The sequence below is a fragment of the Streptomyces sp. B8-7 genome (genome assembly GCF_058833805.1).
Window position 1 is genome coordinate 1,122,420 of record NZ_JBYRRL010000001.1, and the last position, 19,710, is coordinate 1,142,129.

A 19,710-nucleotide genomic window follows, 5' to 3' on the forward strand; every position below is an offset into this window, starting at 1 on the left:
GATCCGCTCCTACTCCAGGAGTGCCCGGCTCTGCCGGCGCTGCGCGGTGATCGCCAGGGCCGGGAGGGGCGCGATCAGAAGGAGGAGGACCACCAGGTCCGGCAGGGACTGCATGAACCCGTTCGGCCGGGTGACGATCGCCTGTGTGTGGATGAACGCGAACGCCGCGACGGGGATCAGCCACCGGTGGTCCCCGGTGGCGGCCGTCGCCACCCATGCGGCGAACAGTGCGGCGACTTCGAGGGCGAACAGGCCGCGCTGGAAGACCGGACTGACGGAGATGACGTGCAGGCCCCCGGCCACGGACATGGCGAGCACGAGGGGTGCCAGCCAGCGGTACGAGCGGCGCCGCAGCCGGCTGGGACGGCAGACCGCCAGCACGGCGCAGGCGGTGCACAGGACCCCCGACAGCACCAGGTCGTGGGCCGTTATCGGGGCGCCCAGCCCGTAGTAGCCCAGACCCGCCTTGCCCTCGTCGCCGAAGAGCGTGGTGCTGCCGAACGTGGCACCGGCGTAGATCATCGCTGCCGCGGGCGGCAGCGCGATCCAGGGCCTGCCGCGCAGCAGGGCGATCAGGCAGACCAGCGGAAGCAGCCCGTAGGGCAGGAGCCGTGTCCGTGTGCCGGGACCCTGCGCCCAGGGGTACCAGCCGGAGAAGCGGAAGGCGATGGCATGCCGGCCGGGATCGATGTGCAGAGCCCAGTGCCACACGTCCTGCAGGTACGGGACCAGCGCCAGTGCGGCGAGGACGAGCGCGGTCAGATGGATGCCGTCGAGCCACCACGGCCGGGCCGTGTCGTCGACGACGGCACGGGCACGGGCCTGCACCCCGGCGCGCGCCAGGGCGGCGACCTCTCGCGGCGGGGGCCAGGAGCGGCCGGGATACGCCTCGGCCAGGCAGGCCAGCACCTCTTCTCCCTGCCGGGAACGGTAGGACCTCGGGTAGGCCGCAAGGAGCAGACGGTTCATGCCGGGGCCACTCCGACATCCCGCGAGCGTCCGATGACGAGGGCCGCCGCCTGCTGCATCCGCAGGGCCTCCCGGCCGAGTGCCTCGGCGCCGTCCTCGGTGAGCCGGTAGTAGCGCCGCGCCCGCCCGTCCACGATCTCCTCGTGGTCGGCGGTCACCAGCCCGGCCCGCTCCATCCGCTCCAGCGCGCCGTAGAGGGTGCCGACAGCGATCCGGAGCCGCCCGTCGGTGGCCTGCTCGGCTGCCTTGATGATGCCGTAGCCGTGCAACGGGCCGTCCAGGAGCGCGGCAAGGATGAAGTACTGCGGTTCCGTCAAGGACGGATTCTGTCGTGTCACGCAACGAGCATATATCGAGCCACGAAATATATCTGCCGACTGGGCCAGGATCATGACGAGTCCGCGGTCAGGTGGCGGGGAGGACGCCGGTGGCGGCCCTCGGGCACCGGCACGAGGGCGATGCTGATGCGGGGAACGCTCCGTGCGACCAGCGACACCGACAGGGCGCGGAACGCCGCCATCACCAGGACCACCACCGCGACGAGCAGCGTCACCGCGGCCCCGCCCAGCGCGATCGCCGCACGGGGGCCCAGCGTCTGCGCCAGCCAGCTCGTGATCAGCGTGCCGAGGAACCAGCCCGCGCGGTAGACGAGTTGGAAGACCGCCAGCACCCGGCCACGGAACTCCGGCAGTGTCTGGAGCTGCGCCAGGCTGAGCAGGCCCGCCCGCAGGACGAGGGAGACCGCTCCCACCGGCAGCAGCACCACGGCGAGGGCCGGCAGTGACGGCATGGCGGCCGTGGCGAGTTCCAGGATCCCGAGCAGCAGGCTGCACACCAGGACCGTGCCCAGCGCGGCCCTGGTGCGCCAGGCCGGCCAGGCACCGACGAGGGAACCGACCGAAAGGACGGCGAGCAGGATGCCGTACGCCCCGGCCTGCGCCGTGAGTTCGCCGGAACACAGCACGAGCAGCAGCGAGGGGAGACTCGTGCCGAAGAGGCCGACGACGCCGATGACGAGGAGCAGGAGCGTGAGGCCGGGACTGTGCCACACGTACTCCCAGGCGGCCCGCACCCGCAGGTGTCTGCCCGGCCGTCGGGGACGGACGCGCGGGTGCGACGGGCGGACGAGGAGGAGCACCGTGAGCATCGTCAGGTAGGAGAGCGTGTTCAGCAGGACCACCCCGCCCAGGCCCACCGCCCTCATGAGGGGTCCCGCCGCTGCGGAGCCGACGACCAACGACAGGTTCAGGACGACGTTGTTGAGCGTCACCGCCTTGCTGAGCAGCGCGTCCCCCGCGACTTCCGAGACGAAGACCTGCTCCGCCGGCAGACCGACCGCGTTGATGCCGCCGACGCACAGCGCGCTGACGACGAGGTGCCACACCGCCAGCGAGCCACTGTGCGCCAACAGGCCGAGCGGCAGGGTGAGCAGGGCGAGCAGGGAGTGCGTGCACATCAGGACCCGGCGCGGCGGAAAGCGGTCGGCGGCCAGGCCGCCCACCTGGCTGAGCAGCAGCATCGTGAAGATCGGTGCCGCGGTGACGACGCCGAGCACGAGCGCGTCGTGGCTGAGCTGGTACGTGAACCAGCCCACCGCCACAAGCTGTGTGTTCGTGCCGACCTGGGAGACGGTCAACCCGGCGTAGTAGAGCCGTGGGCCGCGGGACGCCAGCAGACCCGGCGTGCGTTCCCCGCCCGCCGCGTCCGCCGTCCTGCCCGCCGTCCCGCCCGCCGTCCTGCCCGCCGCGTCTGCCGTCCCGCCCGCCGTCCCGCCCGCCGCGTCCGCCGTCCTGCCCGCCGTGTCCGCCGTCCTGCCCGCCGCGTCCGCCGTCCCGCCCGTTGCTCCGTCCGTCATCCGCCGACCTGTGCGTACAGCTCGGACACGCTCTCCACGAAGGCGTCGGCCGACAGCCGAGCCTCCGCCAGCGCCCGCACGCCGTGCCGGTCACTGTCCAGCGCCTCGCGGATGTCCGTCATGACGAGGGACGGGTCTCGCTCGCCGGCGATGCCGGTGAGGTTGTACCGCATGAGGGAGGCGATGTTGTCCGCCGTGATGAGACCGGCGTAGCGGTGGCCCGCGCAGAGGGTGGGTATCCCCGTCGCCATGGCCTCCATCGCACCGCGGCCGAGGGAGATGACCACGTCCATCTCCCCGAGCAGGTTGGGTATCGACGCGCACGGCACGTGGTTCATGAGGATGATCTCGCTGCCGAAGCGGTCGCTGGTCTCCCAGAACCCCGGACCGTCGCCCGCCACGTACAGGAGGACCTCCTCACGGTCGATGTTCTCGATGATCCGGCCGAGGAGGGCCTCGCGCCCCGAGTCCAGCCGGCAGTAGAGCAGGACCCGCGGCCGCCTCCCCGGGCTCTTGGCGAGGACGGCGGGGAAGCGTTCCAGGTCGACGCCCTGGTGAGCGAGGACCACCTGGTCGCGGGGGAGGTACCTGCCCTGCAACGACAGCGCGTTCTCCGTCATGCACAGGAAGCGCGCGCAGCGCGAGACGAGGTAGTCGGACGAGCGGCGTCCCGCGTGGTGGACGATCCTGAACGCCGGTATGTGCTCGTCGAACTGCATCAGCATCTCGTCGGGCACGTCGTCGACCAGGATCAGATCGGTCTTGCCCGCCGGGTCGACCTCCTGCGTCAAGGTGACGGAGTCCATGCCGCGTAGGGTCGAGGTCAGTGCGAACCGGGAGGGAGCGTCGACGACGAGCCGCACGGTGTGGCCCGCTCTGCTCATCGTCCCCACCAGGTCGAGGACGAAGCTCTGCTGGCCGTAGGTGCTGTAGCGGCCGCGCTGGCTGTACTTCCCGTCGTAGACGGCGTTGCTGCCGGTGGCGAGCAGGTAGGTGATGTGCACGCTTCCTCATCGGGTTGCTGAGTGTGTGGGGGGAGTGGGCGGGCGCCTGGTGCCGGGCGCGCCGGGGTGCGGACTCCCGTACCGGGGGCGCCGCCCGTTCACGGGCGGCGGCGGACGTCCTGCCGGCGGCTCGGGTTCCGGCCATGAGGCAGAGGTGCGCCGTGCGGGGCGGAGAGCACCGTCAGACGCCCTTCGGGTACTGCTCGAAGCCGAACCGCCGGTCGAACTCGTCCTGACGGTCCTCGTCGAAGAAGCGCACCATCCTGACCATCGGTCCCCAGCGCTCGTCCAGGCTCATGCCCTCGATGCTGAACCCGTGCTTGAGCTGGAAGATCATCGCAGTGCGGTTGCTCGGGTGGTGCTCGGACGTCACACGCTCGTAGCCGAGCGCCCGCAGGTACTCCAGCAGCCTGCTGTAGCAGAGGGCCGCAACGCGCTGCGAGCGGTACTCGGGCAGCATTCCGCTCGTGCCCAGGTAGAAGGTGTCGGGGTCGGCCATCCGGCCCTTCAGCCATCCCATCAACGTCCCGTCCGCGTCCTCGATGAGGATCCGTTCCTGGTGGAGCCTCCGGTACTCCCCGACCAGTTCCTCCGACCTGGGGCGGTACGGGTAGGCGTCCCTGTCGGGGAAGACGGTCGCGTAGATCCGTCCGACCGCCTCCCGGAACGTCGCTTCGTCGACGCACCGGCCGACCCCGCTGCGCGCGCCGGGGAGCCGCACGGGAAAGAAGCGGCGGCGCACGGCGTCGATGGTTTCGAGGTGTTCAAGGCTTTCAAGGCTTTCAAGGCTTCCAAGGGTTTCGAGGCTTCCAAGGGTTTCGAGGCTTCCAAGGGTTTCGAGGGTTTCGGGGTTTCCGAGGGTTTCGGGAGAAGGCATGGAGGTCACCTGGGTCGTTTCTGCGGTCATGGAAGGGCGGCACCGTCGCCCCGCCGGCCGGCGCGGGACCGCACGGCACGCGCCTGCTCGGCGGCACGGGACCGCCCGCCGGAACGTCCCCGGTCCCGGGGGAGAACGCACCGGATCGCGGCGCCGGAGTGCCGGGCCGCCCGAGTGGGAGGCCGGCAGGGACCTGCCGGACGCAGCTGCGGAACCGGGATCGCCGATTCCCGTTCCGCAACAACGGAATGGGTGATCAGACGGTTCACTTCGGGATCCGCGCGGCCGGGGTACGGGGTACGGGTCTCCCCGCACGGGCATCACCCGCTCCGGGGGAGGTCCGAGCCGGGGACCGCGGTCCGGGCCGGTTCCGTCGTCCGTCCTGATCCGTCCTGATCCGTCCTGACGTGCTCTCGTCCGTTCTGGTGGTCCCGGTCCTGTGAGGGCACCGGCTCGCCACGGGCACCGGCGCGCACGGGCGGCGGCCTGCCCGGTGATCGGCGGTCGGCCGGGCAGGCCGTGGGCCGGCAGCGGACGACCGTCACCTCGCCGGCCCACGGCAGCGCCCGGGCCTCGCCGTCGCAGCCCCGCTCCGCGCCGCCGCTTCCCGGGAAGGCGCCCCGCGCCGACGGCCGGCCGATCACCCCTCCCGGGTGAGGCCGTCCCCGACGAACCAGGGTGTTCTGAAGGGGCCGTCACACCGCCCGGAAAGGAGACCCGGCCATGTCGGACGGAAAGACAGGGGCAGAAGGCGTCACCGCCCTCGCCGAGGCGGACGCACCCGTGTTCGAGACGCTCATCCAGATGAACCTCGACACGTTCGAGCGTTCAGGGCTGGACCAGGAGACGTATCTGCTGGCCCGCATCGCTGCCCTGGTGGCGATGGACGCCTCCGCTCCCTCGTACCTCCTCAACATCGGCACCGCAGCGGAACTCGGCGTGCCCCTGGAGAAGATCCAGGGGACGCTCGTGGCGATCGCCCCCGTGGTGGGCAGCGCCCGGGTGGTCTCCGCGGCCCGCAGCATCGGCGAGGCCTTCGGGCTCGAACTCAGTACCGAGGACGAGTAGCACCAGCGGTCCGGGGGGAAGCTCCGCCACCGTCTCGCGCGGTGCGCGGGGCGCCCTCCCGCTCAGGACTGCCGTCCGCCCGGTGCCTCGCCCCCGCTCGGCTCCGGGACGGGCGGGGTGAGTCTGGCCGACATGACGTGCGAGACGACGACCGCGACGATCACCAGCGGCATGACGGTGAGTCCCTGCGCCCCGAGCAGCAAGGTGGCCAGCAGGACCGAGGTGAGCGGAAGCCTGAGCATGGCCGCGCACATCGCACCGATGCCCATGGCGAATCCCGCGACCAGCGTCAGTCCGGGCAGATGGGACAGCAGGATGCCGCCCGCACCTCCCACGAACATCGCGGGAAAGATCGGACCCCCTCTGAAGCAGCTGAGCGACGCGCAGTAGGCAAGACCCTTGCACAGCACCAGCAGCGACAACGCTCCCACCGAGTACGCGGCGCTGTGTCTGAGGAGCGGATCAAGCGCGGTCTCGCCCGAGTACAGCACGTCGGTGGCCGGCTTGCCGGTGCCTTCCGCGTATGCGATCGCCAGCCCCGCGACGAGGAGGCCCAGCAGCACCGTGACCGTCACCCGCCGGCCGGCGACGTGTCCTCTCAGCCGGACGGCGAGCCACCGGATCGCGACGCCCGCGCAGGCGGACGACAGCCCGACCACCAGTGCCCAGCCGAACTCGGCGGCGGTGGGGCTCGTCGCCTCCGGCACGTCGAGCAGCGCCAGCGAGTAGGTCCCCAGCCCGGTCCAGGATCCCAGACCGATGAAGATCAGCGCCCCGATGCCCGAGGCGAGCAGGCCGGGCACCAGGATGAGGCCCAGCATCGCCCCTCCGAGACCCGAGGCCTCCATCAACAGGAACGCGGCGAGCAGGGGCGATCCCAGCAGGGCGCTGATGGCCGCGGCACTGCCCGCCGCGCCCATCACCGCCAGCGCCTGGTCCGGTGCGCCCCGTCTGACGAGGCGTACGGCGGCCGCGCCCAGCCCGCTGCCCAGGGCGATCAGTGGCGCCTCCGGCCCGAGGACCGCCCCGAAGACGAGGGTCGCCAGAGCGGCGAACACCACGCCGGGAAGTTCGAGGAGCGGGGGAGGTCCCGCCACCGAGAGCCCGCCGGTCGGCTCATGGCCTCCGCGTCCCGGCAGGTACCGGATGCTCAGGCCCGCCAGCAGTCCCCCGACGGCGAGCAGCGGCAGCGGCCACCACGCAGGCGTCCCGTCCAGCCCGAGCGCCTCGGGCAGATCCGTGTAGACCAGCGGTTTGAGTTCGCCGACCAGGGCGAGGAATCCGAACGCCGCCACGGACACCGGCACGCCGATCAGTGCGGCCATCACCAGAAGGGCCGCGTACTGGCGGCTCCGCAGGATCGCGAGGGGATCGGGGGGTGACGCGTTCGCGGGTCCCTTCTCGGCGACTGACATTCACCTGCTGCCTCTCTGCGAAGAAGGAATCAAGCGCTCAGCGCTTTCCGCCGCCGATCGCGGCGGCCCGAGAAGGGCGGCACGGCCGTCGAGAAGGCTTCCCTGTCGTGACGAGCCGGTCTTCGCGCGAGACGGTGTGCTCGGGCTGATGGCGGGGGCGCATGCCTCCACCATCCACCGGGGGGATGGCGGACGCACTCCGACCAACCTTGCACGGCGTCAGCAACACCCGGATGGAGCCTCGGAGAGCCTGCCCGGCAGGTGTGGCGTGGCACCGTGGCGGCGTCGCGCGACGACGCGAACACCACCACCCGGGCCCGCAAGGCACGGCCGGGGTCCTGCACCGGCCCCCGGCCGGTGCAGGGCGAAGCCTGCGCCCCGAACCGGCCCGGACGGTGAGGCAACCGGTCGTCGAGGCCGGCCGGCGGACGGCCCGCCCTGATCCGCCGGACAGCACACCTGACGCCGTGGCAGGCAACCTCCCGGCGCACGCCTGCCGCGCTCCGTCTCCGAGGCGACCGGCGTCCGCCCCGGCGCAGCCGGCCGACTACCAGGCGCTGTGCCGGACCGAGGCGGAGACGGCCGAGTCCCGCCCGAGGTCCGTGACGAACCCGGCCCACGACGCCCGGGTGAACGCGAGCTGCGGACCGCCCCGTTCCTTGGAGTCCCGTACCCGGACGGCCGCCCCGTCGGCGGCGACCTCGACGCAGGCGCCCCCTTCGCCGCTGCTGTAGCTGCTCTTGAACCAGTCCAGCCTTGCGGGCTGTTCGGCGTTCATCGGTCTCCCAGCATCTTCTCGATCAGGGTCAGTGACTCTTCCGGCGTGAGCGCCTGCGCCCTGATGCTGCCGTAGCGTGCGGCAAGGATACGGACCTCGTCCGGGTCGGTGATCAGCCGGCTGATGTGCTGGACCTTCAGATAGGCCACCTGTGGCTTGCTTTTCGGCGTGAGCAGGATGAACGGCCCGCCCAGACTAGGGTGTTCCTTGCGTGCCATCGGCAGCACCTGGAGTTCGACACTGCGCAGCCTGCCGAACCTGAGCAGCGCTTCCAGTTGCTCGTAATGAACGTCCCACCCGCCGAGGGGGCGGCGCAACACCGATTCCTCGATGGTGAACGTCGTGAACGGCGGCGGCCAGCACTTGAAGATCTCCTGGCGGCCCAACCGTGCCGCCACGCGCTGCTCGACGGTCTCGACGTCCAGCAGGGGTCGCCGTGTCCGGAACACCACCTGCGCGTGGGCCTTGGTCTGCAGGAGCCCGGGGACGGCGAGGGCGCTGTAGTCGTGGAGCTCGACCGCCTCCGCCTCCAGCCGCGCGTAGTCCCGGAACCACTCCGGGTGCCGTACCCTCCTCCTCGCCAGCGCCCGTTCCACGTCCTCCGCCGCGGCTGCCAGCAGCCCGCCGCATCCCAGCAACTCGTCCACTGCGAGCAGTAGTTCAGGCTGCGGGGTGCGCCGCCCCCGTTCCACGGAGGAGATCGTCTCCTCGCTGTACCCGAGCCGGTCGCCCAGCTCCCTCTGACTCATCCCGGCCCGCAACCGCGCGACCCTGATCTGCCGCCCGAGGGCCCGGAACAGATCCGCGACCTCGTCCGTGCCGTCCGCTTCGGCCCCGGTGGGAACGCCCGAACCACCCGCCTGTGCCGCCATCCCGTACCACCGCCCACTTCCGTCGCACCAGGGGCGAACCGGCGAACGCCCGGCCAGGTCACGGCCGTACGCCCGTACGTCCCGCCCGTCGAACCGGGACAGCCGCCCGCGGTACCGCCCCACGTCCTCCACACGGTAGAGCCACTCCGTCACCCTCGGTGAGGTGATCCAGGAAACCGCCACCGTCACCGGTGAACCGAACGCCACCACCCACCACTTCCGGCTCGTGTTCCCCGCCGGCAGGCGCGGAGCGCACGCCGCCCGCCACGCCGCCGAGCGCTGGCTCGCCGCTCAGTGGGGCTGTCCGAGGACCGGCACCGACGGGGACGAGGCGGCCACCGCCTCGCTGCTCATCGCGGAGCTGACCGCGAACGCCGTCCTGCACGGCCGCGTCCGGGGCCGCGACGCCCGCCTCGTCCTGACCCTCACGGCCGGCACCCTGCGCATCGAGGTCACGGACGCCCGCGGCGACCGCCTGCCCGAACCGGCACCGGGCGGCGGGGACGGCGAGTCCGGGCGCGGTCTGCTCCTGGTCGGCTCACTCGCCAACGCCTGGGGGTGCGAGCCCCACCACCCCGGCGGGAAGACGGTCTGGGCCGAGTGCGGTCGGCGCCCGGCAGCACCCCGGCGGCACCGCGCGGAGGGGGAACGGGGCGCGTGAGCCGTGGCCCGTCCGGCCCGCGAGGACCGCACGGCGGTCCCGCAGGGGCGGTGCGGGGAGGGCCGGCCCGCGGCCCCGGGCCGGTCAGTCCGAGGCCTGGGGGTCGCGGTGGTCGGGCTCGTCGAGTTTCCAGTAGCCCTTCGCGTACGCCTGGCGGCGGTCCAGGCCGAGGCCGTCCGCGAAGTGGCGGCGGATGTCGCGGACGGCGCCGGACTCGCCCGCCGCCCAGGCCGCGACACGACCGCGGTCGTCCGGCACGGGTGCCTTGAGCACGGCGTCCCGTAGCGCCCGCCCCTTGGGCTGCCCGGGGGCGCGGTGCACCCAGACCACGTCCAGGTCGGCCGGGGAGCCGACCGCGGTCTCCGCCTCCGGGCCCTCGACCTCCAGGTAGACGGCGCCGCGCGCGCCGGCCGGGAGGCTCTCGGCGATGGTGAGCACCGCGGGCTGGGCGCTCTCGTCGCCGGCCAGCAGGTGGAACCCGGCCCCCTGCGGCGGATCGTAGGAGCCCTTGGGCCCGCCGAACGAGACCTCCTCGCCGGGGCGGGCCGTCTCGGCCCAGCGGGCGACCGGCCCGTTGCCGTGCAGCACGATGTCGATCTCGATGCTCTGCTCGGCGGGGGAGTGGCGGCGCACCGTGTAGGCACGCCCGACCTGCTGCCCGTCACGGGGGTCGGGGACGAAGAGCTTCACCCACTGTGTGGGCGCCTCGCACCGGAAGGCCGACATCCCCGTGCCGCCCAGCGTGACGCGGGTCATGCGGGGGGCGATCCGGGAGACGGACTGCACGGTGGCGGTGTAGCGGGTGCGGCGGGCACGGAACATCACAGGGCCCTTTCGGGAGCGGTGCCGGCGGTGCCGGGCGGGTCGGGGGCTTCGGCGGCGTCCGGCGGCGGCAGGGTCGCCGCGGCCAGGCGCGTCAGCAGGTTCGGGGCGAACGGGGTTCCGGTCATGAACGCGCGGTGGAACAGGGGGCCGACGGTCAGGTCGAGGATCCGGTCGGCCTCGGGTTCCTCCGGGGCGGACCCCGGCGCCGAGGGCCGCTCCAGGACGGTGCGGAGCCGGGCCACGTCGTGCGCCCGCTGCCGGCTGAGCACGTCGCCGCGCAGGGCGTCGGCCGTAGCGGCGTCCTGCTGGGCGTGCCCGATCAGCGCGAACAGCACCTGGCCGGTGGCGGAGTGCGGGAAGAGCGTGTTCATGTGGACCAGGTGCTTCTCCAGGGCGCCGCGGGCGTCCTCGGTGCCGGCTGCCGGCCATGCGGCGCCGTCCCGCAGGTCCTCCGCCAGCACGTCCAGCAGGATGTCCGCCTTCGACCGCCACCACCGGTAGATCGTCTGCTTGGCGACGTTGGCGCGCTCGGCGATGGCGCTCACCGTCATCGCCTGGAACCCCACATCGACCAGCAGGTCGTCCGCGGCGCGCAGTACGGCGGCGCGCGCCGCCTCGCTGCGGCGCGGACCCCTTCTGGTGCGGTGGGTGGGGGGCGCCGTGGGCTGTTCGCCCCTGTCCTGCTGCCCGTTGATGGCCGTTCTCCTTGTGCTGTCGTGCCGTGGAGAGGGTGCCCGTCAAAGATTAGACGCAACGGTGCGTATGATCAAGGCGATGCCCCGCCCCCGGCTCCTCCCGCCCTGCGCCGCGGAACGCCCCGGCGGTGCACCGCCGGGGCGTTCGACCCGCTTCCCCGCAGCGGGGGATGGTCACGGGGAAGCGGGGGTCCTGCCGGTCAGCCCGTCCCGTTCACCGGTCCCGGGCCCTGGTCCCGGTCACCTGCTCCCGGCATCCGGTCCGGTCTGCCCGTGGCTTGTCCTGTCGCGTCCCCCTCGTGGCTCGTGGCTCGTGGCTGGTGGCTGGTGGCTGGTAGCTCGGCTCGTACCTCGTGGCCCGTGGCGTGGCATCCCGCTCGTGGTCCGTCCGTCGCCCGGTCGCCGGTCGCCCGGTGCCGGTCGCCCGGGCGCCGGTCGCTCGTCAGGCCGTCGCGTCCGCGGTGCTGCGCGCGCCGAACAGCAGCCGGGTACGCATCCGGTACACGGCCGTTCCCTCCTGGTTGCGGGCCTCGACGGCGAAGGTGACCGTGCCGGTCCCCGGGCGCCGCGGGTGAGGTGAGGCCGTCTCCACGGTGGCCCGGCCGCTCAGCTCGTCGCCGGGCCGCACCGGAGCGAGGAAGCGCACCTCGTCCATGCCGTACGAGCCCTGGCAGGCGGAGTCCGCGAGCAGGGTGCGGACGAACTGGCCCATGACCACGGCTCCGGTGTGCCAGCCGCTGGCCACCAGGCCGCCGAAGGGTGACTCGCGTGCCGCGACCGGGTCCAGGTGGAAGGGCATCGGGTCGTAGACCCGGGCGTAGCCGATGATGTCCTCGCTGGTGAGCCGGGTGGCCCCCAACTCGTGGGTGCTGCCTGCGGGGAAGTCCTCGAAGTGGCGCACGGCGTCGGTCCTTTGGTCCGTTGGTCACATGTCGGGTGTCGGGTGTCGGGTGTCGGGTGTCGCATGCCGGGAGTCGGGTGTCGGGTGTCCGGTCCGGTGTCCTGGGCGCGCGGGGTGCCGCCGGCGTGAGCGGCGAGCGGTGGTGGGGCCCGCCACGGCCGGGCTCCGGGCCGACCGCCCGGCCGGTGCCGCCCGGCCGGCACCGGCCGGGCGGGTCACGCCGGGGCGAGCACCGGGCGGGCGGGCCGCTGCCCGACGGGACGGCCGGCCAGGCGGCGCCGCTCGGCGCCGTACCACTCCGCCACCCGGAAGGCGAGGTCCATCGACTGGCCCCGGTTCAGACGCGGGTCGCACGCCGTCTCGTAGCGCAGGTGCAGGTCCTCGTGGCCGAGTGCGTCGCCGCCGCCCACGCACTCCGTGACGTCCTCGCCGGTCAGCTCCACATGGATGCCGCCGGGGTGGGTGCCCAGCGAGCGGTGCACCTCGAAGAAGCCGGTGATCTCGTCGACGATGTCGTCGAAGCGCCGCGTCTTGTGGCCGCTGAGCGCGGTGTAGGTGTTGCCGTGCATCGGGTCGCAGGCCCACACGGGCCGGCCGCCCTCCGCCCGCACCGCCTCCACCAGCGCCGGCAGCGCGTCCCGTACCCGGCCGCGGCCCATCCGGGAGATGAAGGTCAGCCGGCCCGGCGTGCGCTGCGGGTCGAGCCGGTCCAGCAGGGCGCGCACGTCGTCCACGGCCACGTCCGGACCGAGCTTGACGCCGACCGGATTGCTGACCCGGGACGCGAACTCGACGTGCGCGCCGTCCAGCCCGCGGGTGCGCTCACCGATCCAGATCATGTGGGCGGACAGCGCGTACCGGCGTCCCGTGTCGGAGTCCGTGCGGGCCAGCGCGGACTCGTAGTCGAGCAGCAGCGCCTCGTGGCTGGCGAACACCTCGGTGGTGCGGGTCGTCGTGGTGGCCATGCCGCAGGCGCGGATGAAGGCGAGCGCCGCGTCGATCTCGTCGGACAGCCGCTCGTAGCGGCGCCCCGCCGCGGACAGGGCCACGAAGTCGCGGTTCCACTCGTGCACCCGGTCGAGGTCGGCGTGGCCGCCGGAGGCCAGGGCGCGCAGCAGGTTCAGCGTGGCGGCGCTGGCGTGGTAGACGCGTTCGAGGCGAGCGGGGTCGGGGGTGCGGGACTCGGGGGTGAACTCCAGGCCGTTGACCGCGTCCCCGCGGTACGAGGGCAGGGTGACGCCGTCGCGGGTCTCGGTCGGCTGGGAGCGCGGCTTGGCGTACTGGCCCGCCAGGCGCCCCACCTTCACCACCGGCACCGCGGCGGCGTAGGTGAGCACCGCGGACATCTGCAGCAGGATCTCCAGCTTGCCCCGCACGGACTGCGCGCTCACCTTGTCCAGGGTCTCGGCGCAGTCGCCGCCCTGGAGCAGGAACGCCTTGCCGAGCGCGACCTCGCCGAGCCGTTCGCGCAGGGTGTCGCACTCCCGCGCGAACACCAGGGGCGGCGCCTGGGACAGGGTCCGTACGGTGGCCTCCAGCGCCGCCCGGTCGGGCCATTCGGGCTGCTGCGCCGCGGGCAGCGACCGCCACGACGGGGTACGGGGGCGGCCGGGACGGTTCGTGTCGCGTGCCACGGAGCTCTCCATGGGGACTCAACGCCTTCCAGAGGCAGGGACATCAGGCCGGAGCGGACTGGAGCGCAGCCTGGCACGGGACGGCCGCGCGCCTGCAGTGGGCCTTCGGCGTAGCAGAACGGGTCTAGAAGGGCCGCCCTAGAAGGACCGGCCTAATACCCCGGCACTAGCCCCAGTGGCCGACTGCCGGGGCGCGGCTTCCTGCTGAAGGATTCCCCTCGGCGCAGGGCACTTGTGACCGAGATGCCGCATCCGCGCCTGCCCAGCAAGCCGGCCCCGAGAGGTGACACGTCATGAACAGCCCCGCCAACCCGCCCGGTTCCGTCTCCCGCCCGCAGACCGGGGACGAGTACCTGGAGAGTCTGCGCGACGGCCGCGAGGTGAGGATCTACGGGGAGAAGGTCACCGACGTCGCGGACCACCCCGCCTTCCGCAACAACGCCCGCATGGTGGCCCGGCTCTTCGACGCCCTGCACGACCCGGAGCGCAACAGCAAACTCGTCGTGCCCACCGACACCGGCAACGGCGGCTTCACGCACCCCTACTTCAAGGCCCCCTACACCTCGGGCGACCTGCGGGCGTCCGCGCGCGCCATGGAGGAGTGGGCGCGCATGACGTACGGCTGGCTGGGCCGCACCCCCGACTTCAAGGCCGCGTTCCTGTCCACGCTCGGCTCCAACCGGGAGCACTACGCGCCCTTCGAGGACAACGCCTCCGCCTGGTACCGCAAGGCGCAGGAGAACGTGCTGTTCATCGGCCACGGCATCGTCAACCCGCCGATCGACCGCAACCGCGGCCTGACCGAGCTCAAGGACGTGATGCTCACCGTCGACAAGGAGACCGACGCCGGCCTCGTCGTCTCCGGGGCCAAGGTCGTCGGCACCGGCGCGGCGCTCACCCAGCACATCTTCATCGGCTCCTACGGCCGCATCCCGGACGGCGCCAAGGAGTTCTCCGCCTACTTCATCGTCCCGACCAACAGCCCCGGCCTGAAGATCATCTCCCGGCCGTCGTACGAGTACGCCGCCGCCACCGTCAGCAGCCCCTTCGACCAGCCGCTGAGCAGCCGCCTCGACGAGAACGACGGCATCCTCGTCTTCGACAAGGTGCTCATCCCCTGGGAGAACGTCTTCTGCTACGACGTCGACAAGGCGAACAACTTCTTCTACGGCTCCGGGTTCTTCTACCGGGCCATGTTCCACGCCTGTGTGCGCTTCGCGGTCAAGATGGACTTCATGACCGGACTCCTCGCCAAGGGGCTGGAGACCACCGGGACCTCCGAGTTCCGCGGCGTGCAGAGCCGGCTCGGCGAGGTGCTCGCCTACCGCAACATGTTCTGGGCTCTGGTGGACTCCATGGCGGAGAACCCGACGAAGTGGTCCGACGGCACCGTCACCCCCAACGGCGAGACCGCGCTGGCCTTCCGGGTGCTGTCCTCCTCGATCTTCCCCAAGGTCCGCGAGATCTTCCTCCGCGACCTCGGCAGCGCCCTGATCTACAACAACTCGCACGCCACGGACTGGTCCAACCCGGAGGTGCGCCCCTACCTCGACCAGTACGTCCGCGGTCTCGGCGTCGAGGCGATCGACCGGGTCAAGCTGATGAAGCTCGCCTGGGACGCCGTCGGCACCGAGTTCGGCGCCCGCTGGGAGCTGTACGAGATGAACTACGCCGGCAACCACGAGCAGATCCGCTTCGAGGCGCTGCACGCCCAGCAGGCGTCCGGCCGGTTCGACCAGTACAAGCAGCTGGTGGACCAGTGCCTGTCCGAGTACGACGAGCACGGCTGGACCGCCCCCGACCTGATCAACCCGAAGGACACCACCGTCATCGGAAACCCCCGGCCGGGTCGTGAGGTGTCCTGATGGACGCCCGGCAACCGCACCCGGCGGCCGCCTCCCTGGACGACCGTCAACTCCGGCGCATCCTGGGGCAGTTCGTCACCGGGGTGTGCGCGGTGGCCACCCGGTACGACACCCCCGACGGGGTGCGGCACGACGCGATCGCGGTGAACTCCTTCACCTCCGTGTCGCTCCAGCCGCCGCTGGTGTCCATGTGCCTGCGCGACGACTCCACCTTCCTGCGCCGCCTGGAGTCCAGCGGACAGTGGGCCGTGTCGTTCCTCGGACACCGGGCCCGCTCACTCGTCGACACCCTGACGGCGCCCGCCGGCCGGCGGCCCGCCGTCGAGGAGGCGGCCGCCTGGGGGACCGGCGAGCACACCGGCTGTCTGGTGCTGCCGGACGGGCCGGGCAGCCTGGAGTGCGAGCTGCATCTCACGCAGACGCTCGGCGACCACGTCCTCGTCGTCGGCCGGGTCCTCGGGGCCGCCTACCGCGACCACGAGCCGCTGGTCTTCCACCGCGGCTCCTTCACCGAGGTCGTCCCCGCGCCGTGACGGCCGGCGCCCGGCCCCCCAGCACCCTCGCGATCACCCTCGCGATCACCCCTGACCACCCCTGACCACCCCTGACCACCCTCACACACCCCTCTGACCACTCACGCACACCCCCCGACCCGGAAACGAGGAGATGACATGGCCGGCAGGCGACGCCCGCGGGTGGCCGTCGTAGGCGGCGGGATCGGCGGTCTGGCCACCGCCATCGGACTGAGCCGCCAAGGCGCCGAGGTCACCGTCCACGAGCAGACCCAGACCCTGACCCACCAGGGCGCGGGCGTCGCCATCGGCGCCAACGGCCACAAGGCGCTTAGGCACCTGGGCGCCGCCGCGCGGCTCACCGGCCGCGCGGCGCGGCCGGTCCGCGCCGACTTCCGGCACTGGCGCACCGGCCGGCCGATGGTGGTGCACGAGCTGGCGGACAGCTACGAGAAGCGCTTCGGCGCCCCGTTCTGGACGGTGGAACGCGCCGCCGTCCAGCAGGCCCTGCTCGACGTCCTGCACGAACTCGACCCGCGGGCCGTCCGCCTGGGCGAGCGCTGCACCGGAGTCGAGCACACCGCCGACGGCGCCGTGGTGCACTTCGCGGACGGCACCGGGACGGAGGCCGACGCGGTCGTCGGCGCGGACGGCATCCACTCCGCCGTCCGGCACAGCCTCTTCGGCCCCGACGAGGCGGTGTTCTCGGGAACCAGCGGATACCGCGCCCTGGTCCCGATGGACCGGCTGCGCCACATCCCCGAACTCGCCGAACCCGTCCTGTGGCTGTGGCTCGGCCCCGGACGGCACTTCATCGCCTACCCCGTCGCCGACGGCAGCGCCCTGAACTTCCTCGCCGTCGTGCCCGACCGGGACTGGACCGTCGAGTCCTGGTCGACCGAGGGCAGCACCACGGAACTCGTCGCCGCCTTCGCGTCCTGGCACCCCTTCGTCACCGAGGTGCTCGCCGCCTGCGACCGGCCGGGCCGCTGGGCCCTGTACGACCGTGAACCGCAGCGCACCTGGACGGCAGGCGCCGTCACCCTGCTGGGCGACGCCGCCCACGCGATGCTCCCGCACCACGGGCAGGGCGCCAACCAGAGCCTGGAGGACGCCGTCGTGCTGGCCCGGCTGCTCGGCGAGGCCGGCGCGGACACCGCCCGGGACGCGCTGCGCGCCTACGAGCGGCTGCGCCGGCCCCGTACCCGCCTGCTGCAGTCCGGCTCCCGCAAGAACGCCGACTGCTTCCAGCTGCCCGACGGGCCGGCGGCCGACGCCCGCAACGAGCGGCTGGCCGGGCTGCCCGACGACCTGGCCTGGATCCACGGACACGACCCGCTGCACGGCCTGGACGGTGCCGGCCGCACCGACGGCGGTGGCAGCGGTGACGGTGGTGGCAGCGGTGACGGCGGTGGCAGCGGCGACGGTGGTACGGCCGGGGCGGCACCGTCCCCCGACACCCCCACCCTGTCCGCCTGACCGGTGCGCCCCGCCGCCGCCCGCACGGACACCGACCCGAACGAGAGGTGACAGACAGACCATGGCAAGGGTCTACTCCTTCGAGGGAGCCGTTCCCGTCGTGCACCCGACGGCCTTCGTCCATCCGGACGCCGTGCTGATCGGGTCCGTCGTGATCGGCCCCGACGTCTACGTCGGACCGCTCGCCAGCCTGCGCGCCGACTTCGGCCGCATCGAACTGCGGGCCGGCTCCAACGTCCAGGACTGCTGCGTCCTGCACTGCTTCCCCGGCGCCGACACGATCGTCGAGGAGGACGGCCACGTCGGCCACGGCAGCGTCCTGCACGGCTGCCGGGTCGGCCGCGACAGCCTCATCGGCATGAAGTCCGTCCTGATGGACGGCGTCGTCGTCGGCCCCAGGGCCTTCGTCGGCGCGGGCAGCTTCGTCAAGTCCCGCTTCCACGTGCCCGAGCGCCACCTGGTGGCGGGCAGCCCCGCCAAGGTCGTACGCGAACTGACCGCGGACGAGATCACCTGGAAGGGCAACGGCACCGCCACCTACCAGAAACTGGCCCGGCGCAGCCTCACCGGTCTCACCCCCGCACAGCCCCTGAGCGACCCGGCGGACGCCCGGCACATCGCCGCCGCCGAGCCCGAACACGTCACCCTGCACGAGTTCCGCAACCGGTGAGACCGCACGACCCCGGGGACATGGCCGCCGGCCCGTCCCCGGGGTCGTCCGGTCCCACCGGGAGTGCACGACCGAGGGCCCCGGCCCGGCTCCGTTCAGACAGAGTCCAGCAGGCGCAGCGGCTGTTCCATCAGGTCGGCCACCAGACGCAGGAACCCGCCCGCCGAGCCGCCGTCGCACACGCGGTGGTCGAAGGTGAACGAGACCTGGCACAGCTGCCGGACGGCCAGCGCCCCCTCGCACACCCAGGGCCGCGGCAGGATGCGGCCCACGCCGAGCATGGCCGCCTCGGGGTGGTTGATGATCGGCGTGGACCCGTCGACGCCGAACACCCCGTAGTTGTTGAGCGTGAACGTTCCCCCGGTGAGCTCGCCGGGGGCCAGCGTGCCCGTGCGTGCGGCGGCCGTCAGCCGCCTCAGCTCCGCCGACAGCTCGGCCAGTCCCATCCGGTCCGCGTCCCGGACGACGGGCACGACCAGGCCGCGCTCGCTCTGGGCGGCGAAGCCGAGGTGCACCGAGGGAAGCCGGACGATCTCCTGGCGCCCGGTGTCCACGGTCGCGTTCAGCTCCGGGTACCGGCGCAGCGCGACGACGCAGATCCTGGCGAGGAGGGCGAGCAGCGAAACGGGCTCCTCGGACCCGCCGGGGCGGGGCGCCAACTGCCGCTTGGCGTCCAGGAGCAGGGTGGCGTCCACGTCCACCCAGGTGCTCGCGTCGGGTATCTCGCGGCGGCTGCGCGCGAGCTTCTCGGCGACCGTCCGCCGCAGCCCCCGCAGCGGGATGCGTACGGGCTCGGGCGCGGCCGGGGCGCCGTGCCGGGGCACGGCGGCGGACGGCAGGGCGCCTGCGGCCCGGGCGGCACCGGAGGTGCCCCTGGCCTCGGGCTCAGGCGTCGCGGACCGCGGGGCGGCGGGCGTGCCCGCGGGCCGGCCGGCCTCCGCCGCGTGGCGCTCGACGTCCCCGCGCAGGACGAGTCCGCCGGGGCCGCTGCCCCGCACCCCGCGCAGGTCCACGTCCCGCTCCCGGGCGAGCCTGCGCACCAGCGGGGAGATCACCGGCACCGGCCCGCCCGGAGAGGCCCCCGGAGCCGGCGCGGGCGACGGGGCCGACGCGACCGGGGCCGACGCGACCGGGGCCGACGCGCCGTCCGCCGGAGCCGGTGCCGCGGGAGCGCCCGGACGCCGTCGGCGGCGGCGCGCGGCGGGTGCCGACGTCCCGTAACCGACCAGCACGTTGCCGGAGTTCTCCGACGCGGGGGAGGCCTGACCGGTTGCGGGAGCCTGCGCGTCCGCCTCCGGAGGCGAGGCGTCCGCCCCGGTACGGGTGCCGTCCGCCGCCGGGGCCACCGACAGCAGCGGACGCCCCACGTCGAGCAGTTCGCCCGGCGCGGCCCACAGCCGGGTCACGACGCCGGCGTAGGGACAGGGCACCTCGACGACCGCCTTCGCCGTCTCCACCTCCACCACCGGCTGGTCCACTCCGACCCGGTCACCGGTGGCGACCAGCCACCGTACGATCTCCGCCTCGGTGAGTCCCTCGCCCAGGTCGGGAAGGGCGAACTCCCGGACGTGCTCGGAGGGCTCGGTGGCCTCGGTGCGCTCGGTGGGCTCCGCGCGCTCCATGTGCTCCA

The 19,710-nt window shown here is 73.0% G+C and carries 19 protein-coding genes; 6 read left to right on the forward strand and 13 right to left on the reverse strand.

The features are described 5' to 3' along the window. Positions 1 to 9 precede the first annotated feature (9 nt). The 5 genes from AC5K6T_RS04665 to AC5K6T_RS04685 form a co-directional block, all read right to left on the reverse strand. On the reverse strand, positions 10 to 969 hold the full coding sequence (locus tag AC5K6T_RS04665) for a hypothetical protein (RefSeq protein WP_493205884.1): 960 nt from the start codon (positions 967 to 969) through the stop codon (positions 10 to 12). Continuing rightward, the gene (locus AC5K6T_RS04670) at positions 966 to 1,307 is read right to left on the reverse strand and encodes a PadR family transcriptional regulator (protein ID WP_493205885.1); all 342 of its coding nucleotides are present in this window, start codon (positions 1,305 to 1,307) and stop codon (positions 966 to 968) included. Before AC5K6T_RS04670 ends, AC5K6T_RS04665 begins: the two co-directional genes overlap by 4 nt. A gap of 50 nt (positions 1,308 to 1,357) precedes the next feature. Beyond that, a complete protein-coding gene (locus AC5K6T_RS04675; protein WP_493205887.1) occupies positions 1,358 to 2,824 on the reverse strand; it encodes an MFS transporter in 1,467 nt (488 codons plus the stop codon). Next, the gene (locus tag AC5K6T_RS04680) at positions 2,821 to 3,828 is read right to left on the reverse strand and encodes a glycosyltransferase family protein (RefSeq protein ID WP_493205889.1); all 1,008 of its coding nucleotides are present in this window, start codon (positions 3,826 to 3,828) and stop codon (positions 2,821 to 2,823) included. The genes AC5K6T_RS04675 and AC5K6T_RS04680 overlap by 4 nt, the downstream gene beginning before the upstream one ends. 181 nt (positions 3,829 to 4,009) lie before the next feature. Continuing rightward, on the reverse strand, positions 4,010 to 4,735 hold the full coding sequence (locus AC5K6T_RS04685) for a GNAT family N-acetyltransferase (protein ID WP_493205890.1): 726 nt from the start codon (positions 4,733 to 4,735) through the stop codon (positions 4,010 to 4,012). A 693-nt stretch (positions 4,736 to 5,428) separates the two neighbouring features. On the opposite strand from AC5K6T_RS04685, the gene AC5K6T_RS04690 reads away from it, so the two are divergent. After that, entirely contained in the window at positions 5,429 to 5,773 is a 345-nt protein-coding gene (locus AC5K6T_RS04690) for a carboxymuconolactone decarboxylase family protein (protein ID WP_493205892.1), read from the forward strand. 62 nt (positions 5,774 to 5,835) lie between these two features. On the opposite strand, the gene AC5K6T_RS04695 is transcribed toward AC5K6T_RS04690, so the two are convergent. From AC5K6T_RS04695 to AC5K6T_RS04705, 3 genes are all read right to left on the reverse strand, one after another. Beyond that, the gene (locus tag AC5K6T_RS04695; protein ID WP_493205893.1) at positions 5,836 to 7,188 is read right to left on the reverse strand and encodes a chloride channel protein; all 1,353 of its coding nucleotides are present in this window, start codon (positions 7,186 to 7,188) and stop codon (positions 5,836 to 5,838) included. A 547-nt stretch (positions 7,189 to 7,735) separates the two neighbouring features. Continuing rightward, positions 7,736 to 7,966 carry a DUF397 domain-containing protein gene (locus tag AC5K6T_RS04700; RefSeq protein WP_493205895.1) on the reverse strand — a complete coding sequence of 77 codons (231 nt, stop codon included), beginning with the start codon at positions 7,964 to 7,966 and terminating at the stop codon, positions 7,736 to 7,738. Next, positions 7,963 to 8,838, reverse strand: a complete 876-nt coding sequence (locus AC5K6T_RS04705; RefSeq protein ID WP_493207336.1) for a helix-turn-helix domain-containing protein — start codon at positions 8,836 to 8,838, stop codon at positions 7,963 to 7,965. The genes AC5K6T_RS04700 and AC5K6T_RS04705 overlap by 4 nt, the downstream gene beginning before the upstream one ends. A gap of 163 nt (positions 8,839 to 9,001) precedes the next feature. Between AC5K6T_RS04705 and AC5K6T_RS04710 the strand changes: the two genes are divergently transcribed. Beyond that, positions 9,002 to 9,499 carry an ATP-binding protein gene (locus AC5K6T_RS04710; RefSeq protein WP_493205897.1) on the forward strand — a complete coding sequence of 166 codons (498 nt, stop codon included), beginning with the start codon at positions 9,002 to 9,004 and terminating at the stop codon, positions 9,497 to 9,499. Between the two features lie 84 nt (positions 9,500 to 9,583). Here AC5K6T_RS04710 and AC5K6T_RS04715 read toward each other — a convergent pair whose 3' ends face one another. The 4 genes from AC5K6T_RS04715 to AC5K6T_RS04730 all read right to left on the reverse strand — a co-directional run bounded on the left by AC5K6T_RS04715 (position 9,584) and on the right by AC5K6T_RS04730 (position 13,554). Then, positions 9,584 to 10,321 carry a siderophore-interacting protein gene (locus AC5K6T_RS04715; protein WP_493205898.1) on the reverse strand — a complete coding sequence of 246 codons (738 nt, stop codon included), beginning with the start codon at positions 10,319 to 10,321 and terminating at the stop codon, positions 9,584 to 9,586. Continuing rightward, positions 10,321 to 10,875 (reverse strand): TetR/AcrR family transcriptional regulator, encoded by a 555-nt coding sequence (locus tag AC5K6T_RS04720; RefSeq protein WP_493205900.1) that lies wholly within the window; start codon positions 10,873 to 10,875, stop codon positions 10,321 to 10,323. Before AC5K6T_RS04720 ends, AC5K6T_RS04715 begins: the two co-directional genes overlap by 1 nt. Before the next feature lie 586 nt (positions 10,876 to 11,461). Beyond that, a complete protein-coding gene (locus AC5K6T_RS04725; protein ID WP_493205902.1) occupies positions 11,462 to 11,920 on the reverse strand; it encodes a MaoC family dehydratase in 459 nt (152 codons plus the stop codon). 215 nt (positions 11,921 to 12,135) lie between these two features. Beyond that, on the reverse strand, positions 12,136 to 13,554 hold the full coding sequence (locus AC5K6T_RS04730) for a class II 3-deoxy-7-phosphoheptulonate synthase (RefSeq protein WP_493205904.1): 1,419 nt from the start codon (positions 13,552 to 13,554) through the stop codon (positions 12,136 to 12,138). A gap of 293 nt (positions 13,555 to 13,847) precedes the next feature. On the opposite strand from AC5K6T_RS04730, the gene AC5K6T_RS04735 reads away from it, so the two are divergent. The 4 genes from AC5K6T_RS04735 (at position 13,848) to AC5K6T_RS04750 (ending at position 18,080) form a co-directional block, all read left to right on the forward strand. Continuing rightward, positions 13,848 to 15,419, forward strand: a complete 1,572-nt coding sequence (locus tag AC5K6T_RS04735; RefSeq protein ID WP_493205906.1) for a 4-hydroxyphenylacetate 3-hydroxylase family protein — start codon at positions 13,848 to 13,850, stop codon at positions 15,417 to 15,419. Next, positions 15,419 to 15,952, forward strand: a complete 534-nt coding sequence (locus tag AC5K6T_RS04740; protein WP_493205908.1) for a flavin reductase family protein — start codon at positions 15,419 to 15,421, stop codon at positions 15,950 to 15,952. The genes AC5K6T_RS04735 and AC5K6T_RS04740 overlap by 1 nt, the downstream gene beginning before the upstream one ends. Before the next feature lie 138 nt (positions 15,953 to 16,090). Then, a complete protein-coding gene (locus AC5K6T_RS04745) occupies positions 16,091 to 17,410 on the forward strand; it encodes an FAD-dependent monooxygenase (RefSeq protein WP_493205909.1) in 1,320 nt (439 codons plus the stop codon). A gap of 61 nt (positions 17,411 to 17,471) precedes the next feature. Next, entirely contained in the window at positions 17,472 to 18,080 is a 609-nt protein-coding gene (locus AC5K6T_RS04750) for an acyltransferase (RefSeq protein WP_493205911.1), read from the forward strand. Positions 18,081 to 18,175: 95 nt separating this feature from the next. Here AC5K6T_RS04750 and AC5K6T_RS04755 read toward each other — a convergent pair whose 3' ends face one another. After that, entirely contained in the window at positions 18,176 to 19,702 is a 1,527-nt protein-coding gene (locus tag AC5K6T_RS04755; protein WP_493207337.1) for a dihydrolipoamide acetyltransferase family protein, read from the reverse strand. Between the last annotated feature and the right edge of the window lie 8 nt (positions 19,703 to 19,710).

What these genes read in the sequence shown, in the direction of transcription:
- AC5K6T_RS04665 (WP_493205884.1), bottom strand. Translation starts at nt 969, where the DNA reads ATGAACCGTCTGCTCCTTGCGGCCTACCCGAGGTCCTACCGTTCCCGG.
- AC5K6T_RS04675 (WP_493205887.1), bottom strand. Translation starts at nt 2,824, where the DNA reads ATGACGGACGGAGCAACGGGCGGGACGGCGGACGCGGCGGGCAGGACG.
- AC5K6T_RS04685 (WP_493205890.1), bottom strand. Translation starts at nt 4,735, where the DNA reads ATGACCGCAGAAACGACCCAGGTGACCTCCATGCCTTCTCCCGAAACC.
- AC5K6T_RS04690 (WP_493205892.1), top strand. Translation starts at nt 5,429, where the DNA reads ATGTCGGACGGAAAGACAGGGGCAGAAGGCGTCACCGCCCTCGCCGAG.
- AC5K6T_RS04695 (WP_493205893.1), bottom strand. Translation starts at nt 7,188, where the DNA reads ATGTCAGTCGCCGAGAAGGGACCCGCGAACGCGTCACCCCCCGATCCC.
- AC5K6T_RS04700 (WP_493205895.1), bottom strand. Translation starts at nt 7,966, where the DNA reads ATGAACGCCGAACAGCCCGCAAGGCTGGACTGGTTCAAGAGCAGCTAC.
- AC5K6T_RS04705 (WP_493207336.1), bottom strand. Translation starts at nt 8,838, where the DNA reads ATGGCGGCACAGGCGGGTGGTTCGGGCGTTCCCACCGGGGCCGAAGCG.
- AC5K6T_RS04715 (WP_493205898.1), bottom strand. Translation starts at nt 10,321, where the DNA reads ATGTTCCGTGCCCGCCGCACCCGCTACACCGCCACCGTGCAGTCCGTC.
- AC5K6T_RS04720 (WP_493205900.1), bottom strand. Translation starts at nt 10,875, where the DNA reads ATGACGGTGAGCGCCATCGCCGAGCGCGCCAACGTCGCCAAGCAGACG.
- AC5K6T_RS04735 (WP_493205906.1), top strand. Translation starts at nt 13,848, where the DNA reads ATGAACAGCCCCGCCAACCCGCCCGGTTCCGTCTCCCGCCCGCAGACC.
- AC5K6T_RS04740 (WP_493205908.1), top strand. Translation starts at nt 15,419, where the DNA reads ATGGACGCCCGGCAACCGCACCCGGCGGCCGCCTCCCTGGACGACCGT.
- AC5K6T_RS04745 (WP_493205909.1), top strand. Translation starts at nt 16,091, where the DNA reads ATGGCCGGCAGGCGACGCCCGCGGGTGGCCGTCGTAGGCGGCGGGATC.
- AC5K6T_RS04750 (WP_493205911.1), top strand. Translation starts at nt 17,472, where the DNA reads ATGGCAAGGGTCTACTCCTTCGAGGGAGCCGTTCCCGTCGTGCACCCG.
- AC5K6T_RS04755 (WP_493207337.1), bottom strand. Translation starts at nt 19,702, where the DNA reads ATGGAGCGCGCGGAGCCCACCGAGCGCACCGAGGCCACCGAGCCCTCC.